This window comes from Kaistella pullorum (assembly GCF_014837035.1).
In the GTDB taxonomy this organism is placed as follows: Bacteria; Bacteroidota; Bacteroidia; order Flavobacteriales; family Weeksellaceae; genus Kaistella; species Kaistella rhinocerotis.
In genome coordinates this window covers 723,869-745,384 of sequence record NZ_JACSPS010000002.1, presented here as the reverse complement: position 1 = coordinate 745,384, position 21,516 = coordinate 723,869, and the positions used below count along the sequence as shown (strand labels likewise).

Annotated in this window: 21 protein-coding genes; 3 read left to right on the top strand and 18 right to left on the bottom strand. The window is 42.5% G+C overall.

From position 1 onward, the window contains the following. Positions 1-63 precede the first annotated feature (63 nt). The 5 genes from rplI to H9628_RS07810 all read right to left on the bottom strand — a co-directional run bounded on the left by rplI (position 64) and on the right by H9628_RS07810 (position 4,439). On the bottom strand, positions 64-588 hold the full coding sequence (gene rplI, locus H9628_RS07830) for a 50S ribosomal protein L9 (protein WP_251833565.1): 525 nt from the start codon (positions 586-588) through the stop codon (positions 64-66). A 180-nt stretch (positions 589-768) separates the two neighbouring features. After that, the gene (rpsR, locus tag H9628_RS07825; RefSeq protein ID WP_015806249.1) at positions 769-1,071 is read right to left on the bottom strand and encodes a 30S ribosomal protein S18; all 303 of its coding nucleotides are present in this window, start codon (positions 1,069-1,071) and stop codon (positions 769-771) included. A 27-nt stretch (positions 1,072-1,098) separates the two neighbouring features. Next, positions 1,099-1,440, bottom strand: a complete 342-nt coding sequence (rpsF, locus tag H9628_RS07820; protein WP_251833564.1) for a 30S ribosomal protein S6 — start codon at positions 1,438-1,440, stop codon at positions 1,099-1,101. A gap of 130 nt (positions 1,441-1,570) precedes the next feature. Further along, positions 1,571-3,172 (bottom strand): T9SS-dependent choice-of-anchor J family protein, encoded by a 1,602-nt coding sequence (locus H9628_RS07815; protein WP_251833563.1) that lies wholly within the window; start codon positions 3,170-3,172, stop codon positions 1,571-1,573. A gap of 304 nt (positions 3,173-3,476) precedes the next feature. Then, positions 3,477-4,439: an NAD-dependent epimerase/dehydratase family protein gene (locus H9628_RS07810; protein WP_251833562.1), complete on the bottom strand. Its 963-nt coding sequence runs from the start codon at positions 4,437-4,439 to the stop codon at positions 3,477-3,479. 153 nt (positions 4,440-4,592) lie between these two features. On the opposite strand from H9628_RS07810, the gene ggt reads away from it, so the two are divergent. Both ggt and H9628_RS07800 read left to right on the top strand, forming a co-directional pair. Further along, complete coding sequence (ggt, locus tag H9628_RS07805; protein ID WP_251833561.1) at positions 4,593-6,278, top strand: gamma-glutamyltransferase; 1,686 nt, start codon at positions 4,593-4,595, stop codon at positions 6,276-6,278. 7 nt (positions 6,279-6,285) lie between these two features. Beyond that, on the top strand, positions 6,286-6,888 hold the full coding sequence (locus tag H9628_RS07800) for a Crp/Fnr family transcriptional regulator (RefSeq protein WP_251833560.1): 603 nt from the start codon (positions 6,286-6,288) through the stop codon (positions 6,886-6,888). 161 nt (positions 6,889-7,049) lie between these two features. On the opposite strand, the gene H9628_RS07795 is transcribed toward H9628_RS07800, so the two are convergent. From H9628_RS07795 to H9628_RS07765, 7 genes are read right to left on the bottom strand one after another with little or no spacing between them, the layout of a single operon-like run. Beyond that, positions 7,050-8,477 carry an SDR family oxidoreductase gene (locus H9628_RS07795; protein WP_251833559.1) on the bottom strand — a complete coding sequence of 476 codons (1,428 nt, stop codon included), beginning with the start codon at positions 8,475-8,477 and terminating at the stop codon, positions 7,050-7,052. Then, positions 8,477-8,980 carry an SRPBCC family protein gene (locus H9628_RS07790; RefSeq protein WP_251833558.1) on the bottom strand — a complete coding sequence of 168 codons (504 nt, stop codon included), beginning with the start codon at positions 8,978-8,980 and terminating at the stop codon, positions 8,477-8,479. The genes H9628_RS07795 and H9628_RS07790 overlap by 1 nt, the downstream gene beginning before the upstream one ends. After that, on the bottom strand, positions 8,970-9,692 hold the full coding sequence (locus tag H9628_RS07785; protein ID WP_251833557.1) for a lycopene cyclase domain-containing protein: 723 nt from the start codon (positions 9,690-9,692) through the stop codon (positions 8,970-8,972). Before H9628_RS07785 ends, H9628_RS07790 begins: the two co-directional genes overlap by 11 nt. Positions 9,693-9,702: 10 nt before the next feature. After that, positions 9,703-10,170, bottom strand: a complete 468-nt coding sequence (locus H9628_RS07780) for a sterol desaturase family protein (RefSeq protein ID WP_251833725.1) — start codon at positions 10,168-10,170, stop codon at positions 9,703-9,705. Between the two features lie 2 nt (positions 10,171-10,172). Continuing rightward, positions 10,173-10,634 (bottom strand): hypothetical protein, encoded by a 462-nt coding sequence (locus tag H9628_RS07775; RefSeq protein WP_251833556.1) that lies wholly within the window; start codon positions 10,632-10,634, stop codon positions 10,173-10,175. Then, a complete protein-coding gene (locus H9628_RS07770) occupies positions 10,634-11,479 on the bottom strand; it encodes a phytoene/squalene synthase family protein (protein WP_251833555.1) in 846 nt (281 codons plus the stop codon). Before H9628_RS07770 ends, H9628_RS07775 begins: the two co-directional genes overlap by 1 nt. A gap of 3 nt (positions 11,480-11,482) precedes the next feature. After that, positions 11,483-12,961 (bottom strand): phytoene desaturase family protein, encoded by a 1,479-nt coding sequence (locus H9628_RS07765; protein ID WP_251833554.1) that lies wholly within the window; start codon positions 12,959-12,961, stop codon positions 11,483-11,485. Between the two features lie 339 nt (positions 12,962-13,300). Here H9628_RS07765 and H9628_RS07760 point away from each other — a divergent pair, with 339 nt between their 5' ends. Further along, positions 13,301-13,942, top strand: coding sequence for a MarR family winged helix-turn-helix transcriptional regulator (locus tag H9628_RS07760; RefSeq protein ID WP_251833553.1), 642 nt, complete (start codon positions 13,301-13,303; stop codon positions 13,940-13,942). A 13-nt stretch (positions 13,943-13,955) separates the two neighbouring features. On the opposite strand, the gene H9628_RS07755 is transcribed toward H9628_RS07760, so the two are convergent. The 6 genes from H9628_RS07755 to H9628_RS07730 all read right to left on the bottom strand — a co-directional run bounded on the left by H9628_RS07755 (position 13,956) and on the right by H9628_RS07730 (position 21,411). Then, positions 13,956-14,807 carry a diacylglycerol/lipid kinase family protein gene (locus tag H9628_RS07755; protein WP_251833552.1) on the bottom strand — a complete coding sequence of 284 codons (852 nt, stop codon included), beginning with the start codon at positions 14,805-14,807 and terminating at the stop codon, positions 13,956-13,958. Positions 14,808-14,833: 26 nt separating this feature from the next. Then, positions 14,834-15,637, bottom strand: a complete 804-nt coding sequence (locus H9628_RS07750) for a DUF3298 and DUF4163 domain-containing protein (protein WP_251833551.1) — start codon at positions 15,635-15,637, stop codon at positions 14,834-14,836. Between the two features lie 76 nt (positions 15,638-15,713). Beyond that, a complete protein-coding gene (gene gyrB / locus H9628_RS07745) occupies positions 15,714-17,648 on the bottom strand; it encodes a DNA topoisomerase (ATP-hydrolyzing) subunit B (protein ID WP_251833550.1) in 1,935 nt (644 codons plus the stop codon). A 197-nt stretch (positions 17,649-17,845) separates the two neighbouring features. Further along, positions 17,846-19,276: a T9SS type A sorting domain-containing protein gene (locus H9628_RS07740; protein WP_251833549.1), complete on the bottom strand. Its 1,431-nt coding sequence runs from the start codon at positions 19,274-19,276 to the stop codon at positions 17,846-17,848. An 88-nt stretch (positions 19,277-19,364) separates the two neighbouring features. After that, positions 19,365-21,062 carry a lysine--tRNA ligase gene (gene lysS / locus H9628_RS07735; protein WP_251833548.1) on the bottom strand — a complete coding sequence of 566 codons (1,698 nt, stop codon included), beginning with the start codon at positions 21,060-21,062 and terminating at the stop codon, positions 19,365-19,367. A gap of 124 nt (positions 21,063-21,186) precedes the next feature. Continuing rightward, positions 21,187-21,411, bottom strand: coding sequence for a hypothetical protein (locus H9628_RS07730; RefSeq protein WP_251833547.1), 225 nt, complete (start codon positions 21,409-21,411; stop codon positions 21,187-21,189). Between the last annotated feature and the right edge of the window lie 105 nt (positions 21,412-21,516).

The following is a 21,516-nucleotide window of genomic DNA, read 5'->3' as shown; positions in this document are numbered from 1 at the left end:
AAACACAAAAAAAGAATCCGGCAAATAAATTTACCGGATTCTTTTAAAAATATTGTGGAAGAATTAAGCTTCTTCTGAAGTAGTTTCCTCTTCTGTCTGCTTTTTCGCAGGAGCTGCTTTCGGAGCTGCCGGTGCAGGAGGCGCATCAGATACGATTTCGAACTCGTATGTGTGCTCTACATTTCTGTGGAGTCTGATGATTGCTTCTACTTTACCAGTTCTCTTGATTGTGTTCCCTGGAATTTTGATGTATTTTTTGTCAACGTTTACACCTGCTTTCGAAAGTTCGTCTGAAAGGTCAGCATTGTTGATAGATCCGAAAAGTTTGTCACCTGCACCTACTTTGGTAGCGATAGTGATGTTTGTTTTCTTCAGTTGCTCAACGATTGCGTTAGCGTTCGCTACCAACTTAGCTTCTTCATCTTTGCGTGCTTCCAGAGTTGCCTCAAGGTTTGCTTTGTTCTTTGGTGTAGCCAAAAGAGCCAGACCTTGTGGAAGCAAATAGTTTCTTGCGTAACCAGGTTTTACGTTTACAGTATCAAACTCAAGTCCTAAGTTTTCTACGTCTTTTTTTAAGATAATTTCCATTGTTGTTGTCTTGTTTAGATTTTAGAGGTTAGAAGCTAGAGCTTAGAAATTAAAAATAAGAAACGAATCGTAGATCTAATGGCTAATATCTAAAGTCTAATATCTAAAACAGTTAGAATTAATTAGTATTCAGCAACAAAAAGCCAAAAGCGAAAAACTAATGGCTAATTGCGATTTTTTTTATTTAAGTAAGTCAGCTACGTAAGGCATCATCGCAAGGTGTCTTGCTCTTTTGATGGCTGCAGAAACTTTTCTTTGGTATTTCAAAGAAGTTCCTGTGTATCTTCTTGGTAAAATTTTACCCTGCTCGTTTACGAACTGAAGAAGGAAGTTAGCGTCTTTATAATCTACATGCTTGATTCCGTATTTTTTGAATCGGCAGTATTTTTTGTCTGTTTTTGTATTGATGTCAAGCGGAGTAAGGAATTTTACTTCAGATTCTCCACCGGCTGAGGCTTGTTTAGCCATATCGTCTATTGCCATTGTCGTAAATTTTTGTGTGGGTTAAAATTAAGCTTTCGCAGATTTGTTTTTAGATCTTCTCGTCACAGCGTAATCAATCGCGTGCTTGTCTAATTTTGTTGTAAGGAAACGGATGACTCTTTCATCACGTTTGAAAGCAAGTTCCAAATCTGCAACCACAGTTCCTTCACCTTTAAACTCAATCAGCGTGTAGAAGCCATTCTTCTTAAGCTGAATTGGGTAAGCAAGTTTCTTAAGTCCCCAATTTTCTTTGGCAACGATCTCGCAATTGTGTGAAGTCAATAGATCTTCGAATTTTTGCACTGCTTCCTCCACCTGAGTATCAGACAGAACGGGAGTTAAAATGAAAACAGTTTCGTAATTGTTCATAATGTTAAATAAATTGTTAGATATTTCGAGGTGCAAAAGTAATCATATTTTGATAAACTACCAATCTTTCAATTAAATAAATCAAAAAAGGCCTGCTAAATTGCAGGCCCTCTTATTGATTCAGATTAAACTATTTTTTAATCATTTTTACTGTCTGTACACCTTTGTCAGTTACAATATTCACTACATAAACTCCTGAAGCTAATGCTGAAAGATTAACCTGGGATTTTGATGCATTCAGAACATGTGTGGAAACTGATCTTCCGGTAGCGTCAAATACGGTTATTGATTTCACTTTATCCGGTGATTCAATGTTTAGAACATCCACTACAGGGTTTGGATAAACTTTCACAGCGTTTTTAGCCTGATCGCTTACGCCAAGAGCACCCACGGTAAGCGTATAATCTTCGATCTGGCCGAATGAAGCTCCTGCGCAAGGGTCAAGATAATTGGTAGTTCCGAAGATCTTTTTCACTCTCATTCTGGTATTACCAACCACTGCATCTGTAGGTACTGCCAGGGTCTGTACAGCCTGCACACCATCTGTTCCGCTGGAATTCACGATGGTTTGTGTGATCTGATACACTTCACCGGCATCATTCAGTACACCGTTTTGGTTCCAGTCTATAAACACCACGAATCTGTTGGTGAAGTTTCCGTCTGTATTGCCTTTTAGCGTAATGGTGTGAGAGCTTCCCTGTGTTACGTCGCCTACAATACTTGTAAAGTTCTCGTGATCCGGCGTTCCGTTTACCGTTTCTGAAGTTGTGTTATTTATTCCGGCAAAATTAACAAGTGTGATCGGTTCCGTATTGGATGTGAAAGCAATCGGTCCGCAATATGGCGCAAAAGGATTGTCCATCGTAGTGAATGAAAACTCTGTACATCCAGTCGCGTCTCCGGCGCCGTTTTTAGCAATTACCTTCCAGTAGTAGGTAGTTGAAGCAGCAAGACCGTTGGCTACCGTACTCGTACCTGTTACATTCGCAAGCAGGGTGGTAGGGTTTGGCGAAGTGCCGAGATACACATCGTAGCTTGATGGAGTAGTTCCGGTAGTAGCCGCAGTCCAGGAAAGGGTTACCGGCGCAGTGTAATCTATTCCGGTTGCCGCGTTTGCCGGAGCAACCTGCGTTACACAGTCAGGAGGCGAAGTTGGCGCCAGGTTCACTGAAATGTTATCAATTAACAGGACAAACTTATCATTTGAATTATTAACAAATGCAACGCGTACTGTTGTCCCTGAATAGGCTGCGAGATTTACAGTGCGTGTAACCCACGTAGCGCTTTCAGCAGTAGTGTTGTATAGCTCTACAGTAAAATCGCTTTCGGTATTTCCTCCGTTCGGAGCCAACATTACCTTGTAACCGTCGGGATAAAGTGCATCCTGTGCTTTAGAATCCCATTGCAAAAAAGTGTTTGCAGCAGGAAGTGTGATTTGTGGCGAAATCAACCAGTCATTCGAAGCTCCCGGAGGGCTGTACCACGACGAACTCATGGCAGCATAATCATTATCCGGTCCTCCGTAATTCGGAGTTGGTCCACCTCGGTCTTTTCTGATCCAGGCACCGGCATCAAACTCTGCTACAGTGGCATCGTGGGTAAGACCATCGACGTCAATCAGTGTCCAGGCTGAGAAACCGGGTCCTGCTCCGTCAAAATTTTCCTGAAAAATTTGCGCGTTCCCGAAGAACGGAATTGCCAAAAATGAGGCAAATAGTAAAATTTTTTTCATAAGAACTAATTTAATTTGGTTAAACTTACTCTCAAAGCTAAGTATAAAAAATTAAATCACCAATGAAAACGAGCGATTTTACCGAAATTAATAGCGTATTTAATTAAAGTTTGTTAATTTATCAATGACTTTATGATTGGAATCATACCTGCCCTGACTGTTTAAAAATAATTAAAATCCCCGCTTCCGGCGAAAGCAAACGGACATTATTTATCCTACTATTGAAAAAATTCAGGGCCGCCCTCAATTTTTTTGGAATGTTATGCGGAAATTATTTAAAGGCTTTAATGCTGGAAATATGCATTTATTTACCCAATTTCACTTTCAGGTTTTTAAGCATGTCTTGGGTCATAGAGGTTACATCAAAATCATATGTCAGTCCCCAATCTTTCTTCGCCACTGAATCATCTATCGATGCCGGCCAGGAGTCTGCTATTGCCTGTCTGAAATCGGGTTTATAGTCAATTTCGAAATCCGGCATTTCTTTTTTGATTTCTGCTGCCAGTTCCTGCGGTGTAAAAGACATCCCACCCAAATTATAGGCGGTGTGCACGGTAAGATCTTCCTTCGGTGCATGCATCAGCTTCAAAGTCGCATTGATGGCGTCATCCATATAAAGCATCGGCATCGCGGTGTTTTCTGAGATGAAACTCGTGTATTTGCCTTCTTCCACTGCTTCGTAAAAAATTTCAACTGCATAATCGGTTGTGCCGCCTCCTGCGGGCGTTTTCCAGGAAATAAGTCCCGGATATCGGATGCTTCTCACGTCAACACCGAATTTTGTGTTGTAGTATTCGCACCATTTTTCGCCGGCCATTTTAGAAATTCCGTAAACAGTGGTTGGGTTCAGCACCACGTCCTGACCAACATTTTCTTTGGGAATTCCGGTTCCAAATACGGCTATAGAACTTGGCCAGAAAATTTTCTTCAGCAAACCTTCTTTCGCCATCTCGCAGAAATTCAGCAATGGCTCTACATTCAGTTTCCAGGCGAAAAGCGGCTGTTTTTCCGATGTGCCTGAAAGCAGTGACGCAAGGTGATAAACCGTAGTGATTTCATAATCCTTAATGATTTGTCTCACCAGTTGCGTGTTCGAAACATCCATCCTCTCATAATATCCGGCTGATGTGAGGTTTTTGTCCCACCGGTCCAATCCGGAAGCGATCACATTTTCAGCGCCGTGAATTTCTACTAATTTATTGGTAAGTTCGGTGCCGATCTGGCCGAGTGCACCGGTTATGAGGATTTTTTCCGTGGTGGAGTTCATATCAGGGTTTGCTTTTAAGCAAATTTAAAAAAATAAGGGTGGAAAACGAAATCTACCGTTCATTAAATTATTGAATAGAGTTTAGGCAGCCAGTTCACGCGCATAATGCTTTGGAACACTTCTGTTTTTAGTACTTTTGATAAAATTCTTTCAATGAAAAAGTTACTTGTTATTTGTCTGTTTCTGAGCAGTTTGGCCTATCCCCAATTCACGGATATCAACATTGTAAAAGAGATCCGCACGAAAAGCAAAGGTTTGGTTGTCTCGGCACATCCGCTGGCAAGTGAAGTAGGCGCGATGGTGATGAAAAATGGCGGGAATGCTTACGATGCTGCCATCGCAACGCAATTTGCACTGGCCGTGGTCTATCCGCAGGCCGGCAATATTGGCGGAGGCGGATTTTTAGTGGGTGTGAAACGAAACGGCGACAAATTCACCATTGATTTCCGGGAAACTGCGCCTGCAAAGTCTTCGCGGGATATGTACCTCGATAAAAAAGGTAATGCAATTACCGATCTTTCGCAAAACGGAAGGTTGGCTGTTGGCGTTCCGGGTTCTGTAGCTGGTTTTTATGCTACATTAAAACATGCAAATCTCCCGATGGAGAAACTCATTCAGCCTGCGATCGATCTCGCGGAACAGGGTTTTGCAATCACTCAAAAGGAAGCGGATTTGCTCAATCATCAAATGCAATTTATTAATGACCACAATAAAATTCCCACTGTTTTCCAAAAAAATTCCGACTGGAGACAGGGTGATATTTTGATTCAAAAGGAGCTGGCCGAAACACTTAAACGGATTCAAAAAGACGGCCCAAAAGGCTTTTACGAAGGTAAAACCGCGGAACTGATCGTAGCGGAAATGAAGCGTGGCAAAGGAATTATTTCGCTTAGTGACCTAAAAAATTACAGAGTTGTCGAACGTGCGCCACTTACATTTAACTATAAAGATACCGAGATTGTTTGCATGCCTTTGCCTTCAAGCGGTGGAATTCTTCTGGCGCAAATGCTGAAGATGTCGGCGTTTGAGAATTTGTCGCAATATCAGCAAAACTCCGCGGAAGCTGTACAGATTATGGTTGAAGCCGAACGTCGTGCGTTTGCGGACCGTGCAGAATATATGGGCGATCCTGGTTTCATCAGGGATCAGACGACAATGTTGATTTCGGAGGAATATTTAAAAAACCGCTGGAAAAATTTCAGTAAAACCAAAGCGACAGCCAGTGCTGACGTGGGCAAGATCATCTCGCAGCCAAGAGAATCTGCGGAGACAACGCATATTTCGATTGTGGATAAAGACGGAAACGCAGTAGCTGTCACCACCACGCTTAATGGGCTCTATGGAAGTAAGGTGGTAGTCGCCGGTGCGGGATTTTTTCTTAATAATGAGATGGATGATTTCTCGATCAAGCCCGGCGTCCCCAATATGTTTGGCGCTGTGGGCGGTGAGGCGAACGCTATTTCGCCCGGCAAACGCATGCTGAGCTCGATGACGCCCACAATTGTCCTTAAAAATAATAGGCCTTACATTATCGTGGGAACGCCGGGTGGAACCACAATTCCGACCTCTGTTTTCCAGTCCATTGTAAATATCGTCGATTTCAAACTCAACCCGAATATCGCCGTTAACTCGCCGAAATTTCATCATCAGTGGCTTCCGGAAATTGTGATGGTAGAAAAAAACTTTCCCACAAGTACAGTAAAAGCTTTAGAAACGATGAATTATAAGTTGGAGTCTGTGTCGCAAATTGGCCGGACGGAACTCATTGTTATCGACGAAAACGGCAATGCAACCGCCGTGGCAGACGGGCGTGGAGATGATTCTGTGGCAGTAGAATAAAAATAATATGATAACAGACAAAGCGAATAAAGATTTTGCAAAAGCAAAAGTGCTTTCATACAAGCCGGATTTTGATTTGGAAATCCTCGAGCTGGGTTTAGATGAATTCGAAGTTTGGGACTGTAAAAGCGGAGCCTTCATTTTAAAAGCGGGTGAAGTGTGTAAAAGGATTTTTATGGTTGAAAATTCTATTACGCGCTGCTATTTCGTAGATAAAGACGGCGAAGAAAAAACTATGTGGCTGGAGCAGGAAAGTACCGTGATCACGGAGTATGAAAGTTTCAGTTCACAAACGGTGAGCAAATGTGATATCTGCTGTTACGAAGATTCGATGGTATACTCTATCGAAAAGGAAAAGTTGATGAAACTTTACGCAAAATACCACGATTGGGCCCTATTCGGACTACTCGTGATGGAGGAGCATTACGTGAACCTGCTCAAATTCAGCAATACAAGAAGTTTTAATAAGGCAAGCGAAAATTATGATCTTGTCGAAAGCTATTTTTCCCGCTATCTGGATGTGGTTCCGCTGAAGCATCTCGCTTCCTGGCTCAATATTTCTCCTGTTCATCTGTCCCGCATTCGCAAGGAAAGAAGTAAATTAAAGTAAATTAACAAATGTTAAGTGGTGTTTGATATCCGCATAATATCTTTGTTGAGATTGCAGAACACAAATGATGAAGAGAAATTGCAGCCTGTCTTATTTCTTGCCTTTGTTGCGTTAATTTTAAAATAATTCAACAAAGCGCAAGATTTTTCTTTTCACAGCTATTATTTCCCGGCCAGCTTCTTCAGCATTCCATTAAAAATAAGTCCGTGAAAAGGCAAAACGGAATACCAATAAAGTCTTCCGGATAATCCTAACGGTCGGAAAGTCGCTTCCTGATGCAGGATTCCGTCTTTTATTCTGAATTCAAGCCACGCCTCACCCGGCACTTTCATTTCCGCGAAAAGCAAAAGTCTTCTCTCGGCTTTGTCTGCATACAGTACACGCCAAAAATCGACCGAATCGCCCGCTTCCAAATCATTTAGATTGCGTCTTCCACGGCTTACACCTACGCCGCCAACCAGCCGATCCAGGAATCCGCGGATACGCCACAGAAAATCTGCATAATACCAGCCGCGCTTTCCACCAATGCTGAATATGCGCTCTGTAGCCAACTCTACGTCGTCAACTTTCATCTGCCGGACATCTTTGAAGGTGCCTTTGCCCGGAACTTCCAGATATTGCCAAACATTCCGGTGGTGAAACGGTGCGGAAAACGAGTCGTACCAACTTGAAAGAACATCATTTTGCTTTATTTTATCGAACGCCAGCGCTATGGCTTCTTTGTATGAAAACAACTCGATTCCCAGTTGAGCTGCAAGATCATTCGGCTTCGCGATTACGTCTGTCTTCATACTGCTCACCAGATTTTTTGCTAACGGATAGGTGGTGCTGGTAATAAAATAAAGCCAATACGAAGACATTTGCGGCGTCATAACCGGAACTGTGTAAATGTGCCGTTTGAGACCTCGGACTTCCGCATATTGTAGCAGCATTTGTTTATAGGTGTACACTTCAGCACCGGCGATATCGAAATTGCGATTGTAAGTAAAGGTTTTGCCCATCACACCGATGAGAAACTGGATGACATTCCGGATCGCAATAGGTTGGCATTTCGTACTGAGCCATTTTGGGGCAATCATCACCGGCAGTTTTTCGACAAGGTCGCGGATGATTTCAAATGAGGCGCTTCCGGAACCCACGATGATGCCCGCCCGCAAACTCGTAAGCGCATATTTTTCGCTGTGCAGGGCTTCTTCAACGTTTTTTCTCGACTGAAGATGCTTAGAAAGTTTGTCATTATTAATGATTCCTGTGAGAAAGATGACTTGTTTAACCGCTGTTTTTTCTAATGCTTTCCTGAAATTGTCTGCGCTTTGTTTCTCTTTTACCGCAAAATCACCGTCTTCTGATGACATCGAATGAATCAGATAGTACGCGAAATCAATATCATGTGGAATGTTCTGAAGTGAGGATTCAATCAGGAAGTCGTTTTCAATTATTTCAAGTTGCTCAAGATGACTTTTGTAAAGTTTGGTGCTGAACCTTTTTCGGTCACGAACGGAGCAAACCACGGTGTGGCCTTCTTCCAAAAGCTGGATCAGAAGCCGTTTACCGATATAGCCGGTAGCACCGGTGAGAAAAATTTTCATCAGCCTAATATTTTAGTGAGTATTTGCCGCCGACCTTCAAATATGCGCGTGACTTTATCGGAAACCAGTTTGCCCGCAAGAATTTGACCTAGAAATCCAAGCGGCATCTTATAATTTACGATGTCGGTCATTTTTACATTTCCATTTTCAAGTTCTTCAAAATGGTGCTCGTGATGCCACATTGCATACGGCCCGAAGCGCTGTTCATCTACGAAAAAAGCTTTCTTTAAATGAATTCCGGCTGGCGTTTTCAGATGTGTGATCTCGGTGATCCAGTTGCTTTTAATGAAAGGCAAAATACCAATTTTGTAAGTGATGATCTGGCCTTCATACGTTTCGGAACCCGGGTTATTGGTGATAAAAAACTTCATGTCAGCCGGCGTAATCTTATCCAGATTTGTGGGTAACGAGAAAAAATCCCATGCTTCAGCCATCGTTATCGGTAAGACCTGTTCTGAAGTGAGTGTATAAATTCCGGACTGGCGGATGGTTTTACTTGGCATATTCAGCTTTTGAAGGTGGATAATTCCATTTATTCTTTAAATATTCGAAGACCAAAACAATACCGTAAAGCAGTGTGAAGCAATAAAAACTGTCTTCGAGAGGCATTGTGCCCACGCGGATTCCAAGGTTCTCAGTATCATCATAAAACACGACCGGATTTTCCGAGTAATTACCGGTAAGTGCATTGTTCACAAAATAGAAAGGGATGTAAATAATGATGAAACTTAGGTAAAACCGGTTCGCATCTTTCCATTTAAAAATAATCTGACCCAGCATGAGCAGGGCAAAAAGCCCGAAACTGCAAAGTGTATAAATCTTATCCAAATTGAAAACTGCAACACCCAAACCCACCGCGAACAGCACATACGTAATGGCGTTGGTGATTTTTTGGTTCAGTATGATTTTTGGATAAAAATATTCGAGGGAATAATGAATGAAAACGCTCGCATATGGTATCAGCAGGAAGAAAAGGTATTCCTCGAGCGGCATCCGGAATATCCTCAAACCTATCAGATATTCATCGTTAAAACCCCAGACGTTCATGTAGGTAAAATAGATATCCCACGCGATAAAAAACAGCCCGACAAGCAGAATGGCGCTGAAAAATGCTTTCCAGTACTGGATGAAATACATCCGCTTGCGCTCAAAACTGAACAGAAAGGGAACCGAAAAACTTAGGATGTCAAGAAGTAAATAGTAATATGCCTGCAAAATATATGTTTTAGGAACGGATCGCTTTTGCTTCACGGAAATATTTAAACGGAACGAAAAGCATCCCGAAACATTCACCGTGCTCTTTGTTTAAATGTTTGTGGTGGATCTTATGTGCCTTGCGCAAACCCCGAAAGTACCAGTTGTTGGTCTTGTCAAACCATTTGAACCGTCTGTGAATCAACACATCATGGATCAGGAAATAGCAGATTCCGTAAATCAAAATGCCGAGACCCACAAAAAACATCCAGTTTAGTTCGCCACGGGAGCCGAAATAGAAAAGCAGGATGCTCGGAATGGCAAAGATTACGAAAAAGAAATCGTTTTTTTCAAACACATGCGGATATCCCGGCTGATGGTGATCTTCGTGAAAATACCAGCCAAGCCCGTGCATAATGTACTTGTGTGTGAGCCAGGTGACGGCTTCCATGCCGACAAAAACGCTCAGCGTAATCAGTATAAATCCAGTAGTTTCCATCATTAACCTATTTTGAAGTGACGTTTTATTCTCTGAACCAAATCTTTATCCTCTAAATTTTTGTACTCTCGCAGAATAAGTTCTTTATCCGCTTTCATGTCTTTATTGTAGCCTAAAAACGCCGGCGCCTGCTGTTGTGTAACATATCGCAGAAATCGGATCTCAACATTCTTCGGATCTGTTTTTGCGGCATTGTCGAGCGCACTTTTCCCTTTTCTGAAATAGGAAAACCGCTTCATCGGATTGCCCGCATGCTTGGCCAACAGTAAATTTCCCATCGCATAGAATGCTTCAAAAATGGGTTTTTTAGTAGACTCAAATGCTTTTTTGGAATTTTCTACCAAAGTTTTGGTTGCGGTTTCGCTTTCTACGCCTTTCTTCATCAAATCCCGGTAAGAAACCAGATTTTGTGCATTCAAAGTGAGTGTAGAGACTGAAAATATTAATATAAGGAGACTTTTCATTAAACTAAATTAAGGTTTTTATTAATCATCATTTCCCCGAAAAGATAGATTTTGCGGGCATTGGATACGCTGATGCGGCTCGTCAGCAGCAGTTCGGGCTTGGTCTTACGGATTTTTTTAAGCAGGTTATTATAATATTTATACGCCATGAATACTGCGATACGGCTGGATATCGGCAGCATCTTGATTCCTTTGTACGCGTGCGCAAAGTCTGATGCAATGTCCGCCTCGATTTCCTGCTTGTCCTTTAAACTAAATTTCCGGAAATCAACATTCGGGAAATATGTTCGGTTCAGATCATTAAAATCTGCGCTGATATCACGAAGAAAATTGATTTTCTGGAATGCGGCGCCCAAACTCTGGGCATATGGTTTCAGTTTCTCGTATTCCGCCACGTCTCCGTTCACGAAAACTTTGAGGCACATTAAGCCCACAACTTCCGCTGATCCGTAGATATATTCATTATATTTTTCGTCATTGAGGTCTTTTATCTCGCCCAAATCCATCTTCATGGAGTGTAAAAATGAATCTACGAGATGCTGCGGGATGTTTTTCTCCCGCTGCGTCTGGCAGAACGAGTGCAGTATCGGATTCAGCGAGATTCCGTTTTCAAGCGCTTGGCGGTAACCGTTTTCGAACTCGTCCATCAGTTTTGCTTTATCAAACTCATGAAAAGTATCCACGATCTCATCCGCAAAGCGAACGAAGCCGTAAATATTATAGATATGCTGGCGAATCTCCGGCTGAAACAGGGTAGAAGCACGCGCAAATGAAGTACTGTATTTTTCGGTCACCATTTTTGAGGACAGTCCGCAAACCGAGTGGTAGATTTCTAAATTATTCATCGCTTATGTATTTGCTAAAATTTTATGGGTACGCTTCAGGATATAATCGGTCACTACTTTCGCAGAGATAAGCGCCGGAGGCACACCCGGACCCGGAACCGTAAGCTGCCCGGTATAAAAAAGATTCTTTACTTTAAAATTATTGATGGCGGGACGCAAAACCGACGTTTGCCGCAGTGTATTGGCAAGTCCGTACGCATTGCCGCGGCACGAATGATACCTATCCTTGAAATCCTGCACGCCGAAACTTTTCTTGAAAAGTACCGAAGACCGTAAGTCAACGCCGATATTTTTCTCGATACGGCTCATGATCACTTCAAAATACTTTTCATGGATATCCTCCGAATCTTCGAGATCTACTGCGACCGGAACCAGAAAAAATCCGATTTCCTTGCCTCTAGGGCAAAGCTCGGGATCCGTTTTGCCCGAAAAGTTCGCGTAAAACAAAGGTTTTCTAGGCCACTGCTGGGTGTCGTAGATTTCCTCCGCATGTTTTTCAAAATCGGTATCGAAAAATAAATTGTGATGCTGAAGTTCCGGCACTTTTCTGTCAAAAGCCACGTAATATAAAAGTGAAGACGGTGCGAAAGTTTTTTTATTCCAATACTCACTGGAATAATTCCGGACTTCTTTGTTTAAAAGACTTTCGGTGTGGGCATAATCGGCACCGGAAATGAAGATATCCGCTTCGTATTGGCCGTTTTTGGTTATAATTCGCGTCGCAACACGATCTTCATTCACTATTTCAGTGATCTCTTCATTAAGCAGAAACTTCACGCCCAGATCTTCCGCGAGCCTTGCAATTCCTTTAGCTACGGCATTGAAGCCGCCTTTCGGATACCACGTTCCGAGACCGAAATCAGCATGATTCATAAAATTATAAAAAGCCGGCGTATCACTGGGTTTCGCGCCTAAAAAAAGCACAGGAAATTCGAGGATGCTTCTCAGTTTTGGATTTTTAATATTCCTGCGGACAGTTTGCGAAATATCCTGTACAAAAAGCGGCAGACGTTTTGCGGTCTCTACGGAAACCAGCTCTAGCAAAGATTTCCCGGGATTGTAAACCAAGTCCTGCATCGCAATCCCGTAGTTTGCTTTTGCCTTCTTCATGAAATCCTGCAGATGCTTGCCGGAACCTGCTTCGTGGCGCTCAAAAGTTTTTACAATTTCCTCCGGATCGTCGGAAATATCGATGAAATCGTCTTTCCCGAAATAAACCCGGTAGGCAGGTGAGAGTTTTTCCAGCGAATAATAATCGGACACCTTTTTGCCAAAATCGGCAAAAAAACGCTCAAAGATATCGGGCATCCAGTACCAGCTTGGTCCCATGTCAAATTTGAAACCATCTATTTCAAGCATTGAAGCACGGCCACCAATCTGCTCGTTTTTTTCGATCACAGTCACATCAAAACCAGCCTGCGCCATGTAACAGGCTGATGCAAGTGATGAAAATCCGGAACCCAGGACGATGACTTTTTTCATAGTTTCAAATTATTAGTACAAAAATATACTTTATTGTTTAAAATGGAAATATTATTTCCTAAATTTGTCTTAAAATTTCAGGATAGAAATTTTTCAGAAGCGGTGTGCTTTTGTTTATATTGTATAATATTGTCATTAAAATTAGTAAATCAACTAAGATAAATTGTATTTTACAGATATTATTTACTTTTTTAATTTTGCACGTCGCGCTTCAAAGCCAATTTTTAAGCCATATTGTATCTGAACATACTTTTATGTGGCTTATCTTTGCAATATTGTTAGTTTACCGCATTCATGCCTATTTAGTAAGGATGAAGCGCAGACTTTAAACCGGAATAAATGGAATTAAATCTAATCATTGAGACGTTAACGCAGCTTGACAATTACCTTAAAGGTGCGCCTTCGGGTGGTGGCAATCTCGATGATTTCCGGCTTTATCTGAACCAAAAGGCTTACGAGCACGAAAACCCGCACAACTTGACCGAAAAGTTCGACCTTGATGTATACGACCTTGAAAATGAGATTGCCAAACAGGTGATTTTGCTGGGCAGATATTCAAAACAACTGATCCGAAAGTCGCTTGAAAATCATCCGGCACTGGTGAACGAAGACTTTACCTATCTTTTCCGCATGATGGATTATGACAGCCTCACGAAAATGCAGCTAATCGAAAAAAATGCCCATGAAAAGCAGACCGGAATCGAAATTATAAAAAGGCTTGTAAAAAACGGACTGTTCGCCGAAAGTCCCGATGAACACGACAAACGAAGCACACGCATCACCGTGACGCCAAAAGGTAAAAAAGTCTTCCGCGAGTCTATGCAGGATATCACGGTTGTTTCTAAAATTATGTGCGGACAGCTCGATACAAAAGAGAAGGAAGCGCTTTTGGCCTCGCTGAAAAAACTCAACACCTTCCATCACACGGTATATTGCAACTTCAAGAATGAGGATACGGCAGAAATCCTTAAACTTATTTAGCCATTGCCGGGAACTATTGTAAAATATTCAGGCTTTTCGGCTGCACGACAATCCGCACCGGTGATTCTATTCGTGTGTATTCGCCGTCCAGATGCCAGTTTGTCGTACTTATTTCCAAATTGGCTTCACGCACCGGAACATACGTGATGTACTGATCGTCCTCAAGCTTTTTAGTGAACATTTTATAGGCAAAAACAGGCGCATACCGCAACGGAAATTTTCTTACCAAAACCAAATCCACAAGGCCGTCACTTTTGCTGGCTTTGGGCGCGATGTAGGCGTTGTTGCCAAACTGGCGCGTGTTTGCGACATTCAACATCAGATATTCGCCGCTGTATTTGTGCAGATTTTGGCTGATGAAGTTGATGTTGATCGGCTTGTAACTCAGATACGTTTTGAGTGAAACTTTGATATAATTTTTAAATCCACGTGTCGTTTTTTCAAATTCTTTCGCCACTTTGCCGTCAAATCCGGTTCCGGAAACATTGATTGAAAGCTTGCCGTTTACCGTAAAAGTATCCACACATTTGATTTTTCGCGCTTTTATTTTCCGCAGAAGTTCATCCAAATCTGCATTGAAATGGGTTTCCTTGGAGAAACCGTTTCCTGATCCGGCCGGATAAATCGCTAGGATCCGGTCTGTATTGATGATTTTTTGTGCAACTGTAGAAATGGTACCGTCTCCGCCCACAGCCACGAAAATATCAACCGTTTCCCAATGACTTTCGATAAATTCAAACGTGCCGTTAATGGATTCTGAAATGTAAACCTTAGCCTCCGGAATTTTCTGCTTTAAAGCCTCGAAGAATGGCTCGTAGTTTTTTTTGGCCGAAAACGGGTTGATTATAAAGGCAACATTTTCCATTCTGAAATTTAAAGGCTAACTATCAATTACTTAAGATTGATTCTGGTTCTGAACTTGGGCTGCAAAAATGGTTTGATTTCGCTGAACGGAACTTTTATCAATACCGGACCGGCTGCATACGCCGCAATTTCATACTGATTATAAAGAAAATAAAGATTCGCATTATCAAAATAAAAGTTTTTATTCAATGGAATGTCCTTTTCCAAAAGCATTTCAGCCTGACCTCGGTCTAAATCTCCCTGTAGGAACTGAGTCATCAGGATCCGTGACCAAACCTGCGCATCCCGATTATTAATGATGTCATTCAGTGTAATCTGGCGGCCGGATTTAAGATCGAAAACGCGGTACATTTCGTTGTAATAACCGTGCGCACCACCCGTGTAACCATCACTTAGATAAGTAAGTGTAAGGATATCGTCTTTGTGCGCGAAGACTTTCATGATAGAGTTTTGCGTCCATTCCTGTGCAAAACCGGGCATGAAATCAGTCAGTGATTCTTTAGTTTGACTGAAATAATTATTCTTTAAGCTGTCGAGTGCGCCCTGTAATTCTATTTTGCTGAAAGACTTGGTTTTAATGTTTTGGCCGGCGTAAATGCTGTCGAGAATTGTTTTGTTAAGGATAGTTGGGAAAACTAAAGTTGTCATTTTAAATGACGCAGTGACGCTGTCGGCCACCATTACGCTGTCTGCAGCCACTACAGAATCTACTTCAAAAGCTGCAATCTTATCTTCCGACGGTTGTGCGCCGGACTTTTCGGTTTGCTTTTTCTGTGAACATGCCGTAAGGAGAACAGTAAGGGCGGTAAAATGGAGCAGAAGCGTTTTCATAAAAAGTAAGTTTAGGTTCTGTGCTGCAAAAAACCGTCCATTGCTGAACGGTTTTATGTAGTAGTCTTCCTAAAAATTAAACATCGATTTTGGCGTAAACCGCATTTTTCTCAATGAATTCACGTCGCGGCGGCACTTCGTCACCCATCAGCATTGAAAATACGTTGTCAGCATCTGCAAGGCTCTCAATTCCTACCTGTTTCAGGATTCGGTTCTCAGGATTCAGCGTGGTTTCCCAAAGCTGTTCAGGATTCATTTCACCCAAACCTTTATAGCGCTGTACTTCTACGCCTTTTCCGTCCGGAGCGAGCTCAAGTGTAAATTCTTCACGTTCTTTTTCATTGTACGCATAGATCTTCTTGTTCCCTTTTTTAAGGAGATAAAGCGGCGGCTGGGCGATGTAGATATAGCCGTTTTCGATGAGTTCCTTCATGTATCTGAAGAAGAACGTCAGGATCAATGTGGAGATGTGCGATCCGTCAATATCCGCATCGGTCATGATCACGATTTTGTGATAACGCAGTTTGCTGATATTTAAAGCCTTACTGTCTTCTTCGGTTCCTACGGAAACGCCAAGGGCGGTGTAGATGTTCTTGATCTCATCATTGTCGTAGACTTTGTGAAGCATCGATTTTTCCACGTTCAGGATCTTACCTCTTAGCGGGAGAATGGCCTGGAAATGGCGGTCACGACCTTGTTTAGCCGTTCCGCCTGCGGAATCACCCTCTACCAGGAATAATTCGGATATCTCGGGATCTTTTGATGAGCAGTCGGATAATTTTCCCGGAAGTCCGCTTCCGCCCATCGGCGATTTTCTTTGAACAAGTTCACGTGCTTTTTTCGCGGCCTGACGTGCTTTCGCCGCCAAAACCACTTTCTGAACGATGATCTTAGCCTCGTTTGGATTTTCTTCGAGGAAGTTGCTGAGCATCTCGCCCACAATCTTGTCCACCGCTCCTGAAACCTCAGAGTTTCCAAGTTTTGTTTTGGTCTGGCCTTCAAACTGTGGTTCCATTACCTTTACGGATATCACTGCGGTAAGACCTTCGCGGAAGTCATCACCGGTAACTTCCACTTTTTCTTTTGCCGGAATACCAAGTTCGTCCGCGAATTTCTTTAAAGTTCTCGTCAATGCACGGCGGAAACCTGCAAGGTGAGTTCCACCTTCGTGCGTGTTGATATTGTTTACGTATGAATGGAGATTTTCATTGTAAGAAGTGTTGTAGCGCATCGCAACTTCCACAGGAATGTCATCTTTGTCACCTTCCATGTAGATCACATTGCTCATGATCGATTCTCTGTTACCATCGATGAATTCTACGAATTCTTTAAGCCCGCCTTCAGAGTGGAAGGTTTCAGTGATATTAGAACCGTCTTCATTTTGGCGTCTTTCATCGGTTAGGGTGATGGTGATGCCTTTATTCAAAAATGAAAGTTCACGCAGACGTGCTGCAAGCGTATCGTAGTTGTAAACGGTTTCCTGGAATATTTTTTCATCAGGCTGGAAGAATACTTCGGTACCACGTCTGTCAGTAGTCCCGATTTCTTTCACTGGATCCAGTGCTTTACCTTCTGAGTATTTTTGCTGATATACCTTGCCGTCACGGTTTACAGTCGCTACAAGCGATGTGGAAAGGGCGTTTACACAGGAAACACCTACACCGTGAAGTCCACCGGACACTTTGTAGGAATCTTTATCAAATTTACCACCTGCACCAATCTTGGTCATTACCACTTCAAGCGCCGATTTCTGTTCCTTTTCGTGCATATCCACCGGGATACCGCGGCCGTTATCTTTTACGGTAATACTCTCGCCTTCGTGGATCGTTACCGAGATAGTATCACAATGCCCGGCCAGTGCCTCATCAATGGAGTTGTCTACTACTTCGTAAACCAGGTGATGCAGACCTCTGGTGCCTACGTCCCCAATGTACATTGAAGGTCTAAGCCTCACGTGTTCCATCCCCTCCAATGCCTGAATGCTACTCGCCGTGTATTCTTTTTGACTCATAATCTTATTTTGTCCAACCTCAGTTTCAGCTGGTTTGCTAAGTTTGTTTTAGTATAAATTTTTTGCAGTTTATCCCCGTGTTTTCGTGGATAATAAAGACCAACAAATATACGCAATTTATACCAAAATTGAAAGTATTTCCAAGGCGCAATTGTAGCTGCTGACATCAAAAAAAACTCCGCATCGGGAGGTTAATGTTAGTTTTTAATGGATTTAAAAGTTTCGCTCGGCCTGTCATGAAAATCAATTTGAATATGATAAATCCCGCGCGTTAGATTTTGGGTCTGAATCTCGCCTGTTGAACCGACTTTTGCGGCTTTTCCCGAGGCGTCGTAGATCGAAACCTTCTTTATTTTATTAGCTGTCGAAATTTTAAGTTGATCGCGGAAAGGAGTGGTGATCCTTGTTTCCGTTAACTGTGTGCTTTGCGTGTCAAGCAGAGTTGATTTGTATTTGATGACATATAGATCGTGGTTAGCGGAGTTACGAACCATGACGAAAAGGTTCGGGCCATTGGGCAACATAGCTACCCATTGATCTGCCGAGACATTTTCATAAAATTCTTCAAGACCATTCACGGTTGATTTCACACCATTAAAATCATAAGCCATCATCACTGGTTTACCTTCTTTTTTACCCGCAAACAAATAATGGTTTTGAAGTGAAACTGCATCAGTTATCGCGGTATTTATATTAGATAAACCAAAATCAAGGTAAGTCTTTCCGTTAATGTTTTTGGGTTGTGCCGTACTTGAGAGAATAGCCGCCCGCGTCTCCTCGTCGCCGCTGTTTGGATCTACGCCATATAAATACAGAATCTCATTTCCAGGTGTAAGGACAAACTTTTTAGGATACACGGAAATACCGTTTGAAGCGCCCGCGTAATCATAAAGATGCGCGTTCATCAGGTCGTAGGTCGTAAACTGATGCGGTGAATTTTCGTTGCTGACTGCAATTTCATAATGGTACTTGTTCAGGAAGTTTTTTCCGTTACTGTTCCCGAAATAGCTGTACAGTTCCATGTATTCCTGCGGTAGACCATTTACGATCGGATTTTGGTTGCCCGCGTTGCCGTAGCCGTTATTGATGGCTCCGTTCGGTAAATATGCGGTGATTTTTCCCCAAAGATGATAGAAACCGTTTTGCTGGAAACTGATTTGGTTATAGAACAAATCCGGTCTGGCCGTCATGGTGCCATTAATCCCGAAAGTTGTGTCTGTCTTTCCGTCGGGCAGAAAGCGCTTGAGCATTGTGCGGGACGTACCTGCATCAGTGTCTTTCACGTAAATCGCGATCATTTTCTGACCTTGCTGCGCAAACTGGATGCCGCTGCCAGTTTCACCTACAAGAAGGACCTTTCCATTGGTTCCATAACTTACGTCCAGCGCGCCGGAAGAGGTGAGTTTGGCCATCATCGCGGAATGAACGTTGCCCTCAGACCCAAGCGTCAGCGTAAGCGAGCCGTTCGGATTCAGGAAGATCTTTTCGAATTGCGTTTCCGAAAGTGTGGAAGGATAAGAGATTTTTGCGATGCCGCCGTTACCGAAAGTGGCGTCTTTTACCAGCGAAATCTGGCTTGAGAGGGATATGCACGAAAGCATACCCAAGAGGGTAAATTTTAGTTTCATAAATCATTTGTGTGTTGCGGTAAATATACAAATCTTTTATGAAACAGAAAACCCCGGGCGATGGCCCGGGGTTCTGAAAATTAATAGTTTAAAGCAGAATCATATTCACCTTTTCATCGGTCTTCTCTACTTTAATCAGATTGTTTTTGGTTAAATTTTTCGTGGCTTTGTCCCATTTTTTACCGGAGAGCTGTGAGCGGTTTTTTACTTCCGCAATCTCCATCGGCTCTTCCTGAGATTTTAGGATCTCCAAAATCATTTTTTCGTCTTCGCCGAGTTCAACCTGTGGAACCACTTTTTCAGGTTTCATCTGTGGAAAGAAAAGTACTTCCTGGATCGACGGATTATTTGTTAAAAACATGATCAGGCGGTCCATTCCGATACCTAAACCTGACGTTGGCGGCATACCGTATTCAAGGGCGCGTAAGAAATCATTATCGATGAACATGGCTTCATCATCTCCCCGTTCGGAAAGTGCCATTTGGGATTCGAAACGTTCTCTTTGGTCTATTGGGTCATTTAATTCTGAATATGCGTTGGCGATTTCCTTGCCGCAAACCATCAGCTCAAAACGTTCTGTAAGTCCTTCTTTGCTGCGGTGCTTCTTGGTCAAAGGTGACATCTCCACCGGATAATCGGTAATGAATGTCGGCTGGATGAAATTTCCCTCACATTTTTCGCCGAAAATCTCATCGATGAGTTTTCCTTTGCCCATCGTTTCATTTACTTCGATGCCGATTGACCTGGCAAAATCAAATAATTCCTGTTCAGATTTTCCGGTAATGTCAAAACCAGTGAATTTCAAGATGGCATCTGTCATTGAAATCCTCGGATATGGCGCTTTCCAGTTAATTGAATGTTCACCGAAAGTTGATTCAGCGGTACCGTTAACCTGCAGGGCGCAGAATTCCAGAAGTTTTTCGGTAAAATCCATCATCCAGTTGTAGTCTTTGTAGGCTACATAGATTTCCATTGCGGTAAATTCCGGGTTGTGCGTTCTGTCCATTCCTTCATTTCTGAAGTTTTTCGAGAACTCATAAACGCCGTCAAAACCTCCTACGATAAGCCTTTTAAGATAAAGCTCGTTGGCAATTCTCAGATATAATGGTATATCGAGCGCATTGTGATGCGTTATGAATGGTTTCGCTGCCGCACCGCCGGGAATCGACTGAAGAATAGGAGTTTCCACTTCGAAATAGCCCGCGTCATTAAAAAATGTACGCATTGCATTAAAGAGTTTTGTACGTTTCACGAAAACGTCTTTCACCTGCGGATTCACGATCAAATCTACATACCGCTGACGGTATCTAAGCTCAGGATCATTGAAAGCATCATGCGTAACCCCATTTTCGTCCGTGCGCGGCTGTGGCAGAGGGCGCAGTGATTTGGTCAAAATCTTAAAGCTTTCCACCTTCACGGTCATCTCGCCAACCTGCGTGGTGAAAAGTTCACCTTCAAGTCCGATGATGTCGCCGATATCCAACAAATGTTTATAAACCTCGTTATACAGGGTTTTATCTTCGCCTGTGCAGATCTCGTCCCGGTTAAAATAAACCTGAATTCTACCTTCCGAATCTTGCAGTTCGGCAAAACTCGCCTTACCCTGAATCCGGCGGCTCATCAGCCGACCTGCGATTTGAACTTTTTTGCCTTCTTCAAAGTTGGATTTTATCGTAGCGGTAGTCTCGGTGATATTATATTCCTCAGCCGGAAATGCATCTATACCCATTTTCTGCAGGGTTTGTAGCTTTTCTCTTCTGATGATTTCCTGTTCTGATAACTGCATTATTCTTAAGTTTTTAAGGCTGCAAATTTACACAAATTCCGCTAAATACAGCCGTTTCTGATCACCAAAAAAGCAGCGCTAAGGCTGCTTTATAAATTCTTTAAGACAAAAACGCGTTAGTGTATTACTTAACGTCAGTTTGTGGATCGATTGCAACCGAGTCCGGTGCTTCCGGCGAACCGTTACCATAGGCTTTGGTAGGGGAGTCCTGAACGGCTGCTGAAGAATCTGCAGCGGTAGTTTCCACTGGTTCCTGCAGCATGCTGTCAGATTCCGTAGCGGTTTCTTTCTTAGAACAGCTGGCTACTGCCAAACCACTGATTAGTGCAAGTGCGAATAATTTTTTCATTGTAATTTAATTTGAACAAAAATAGAAATTTAAGAATGAACATAAGATCAGGGCGATTTTATTTTTATTTAAAGTAAATACAAATTGATAAGTTTCGGGTAACTA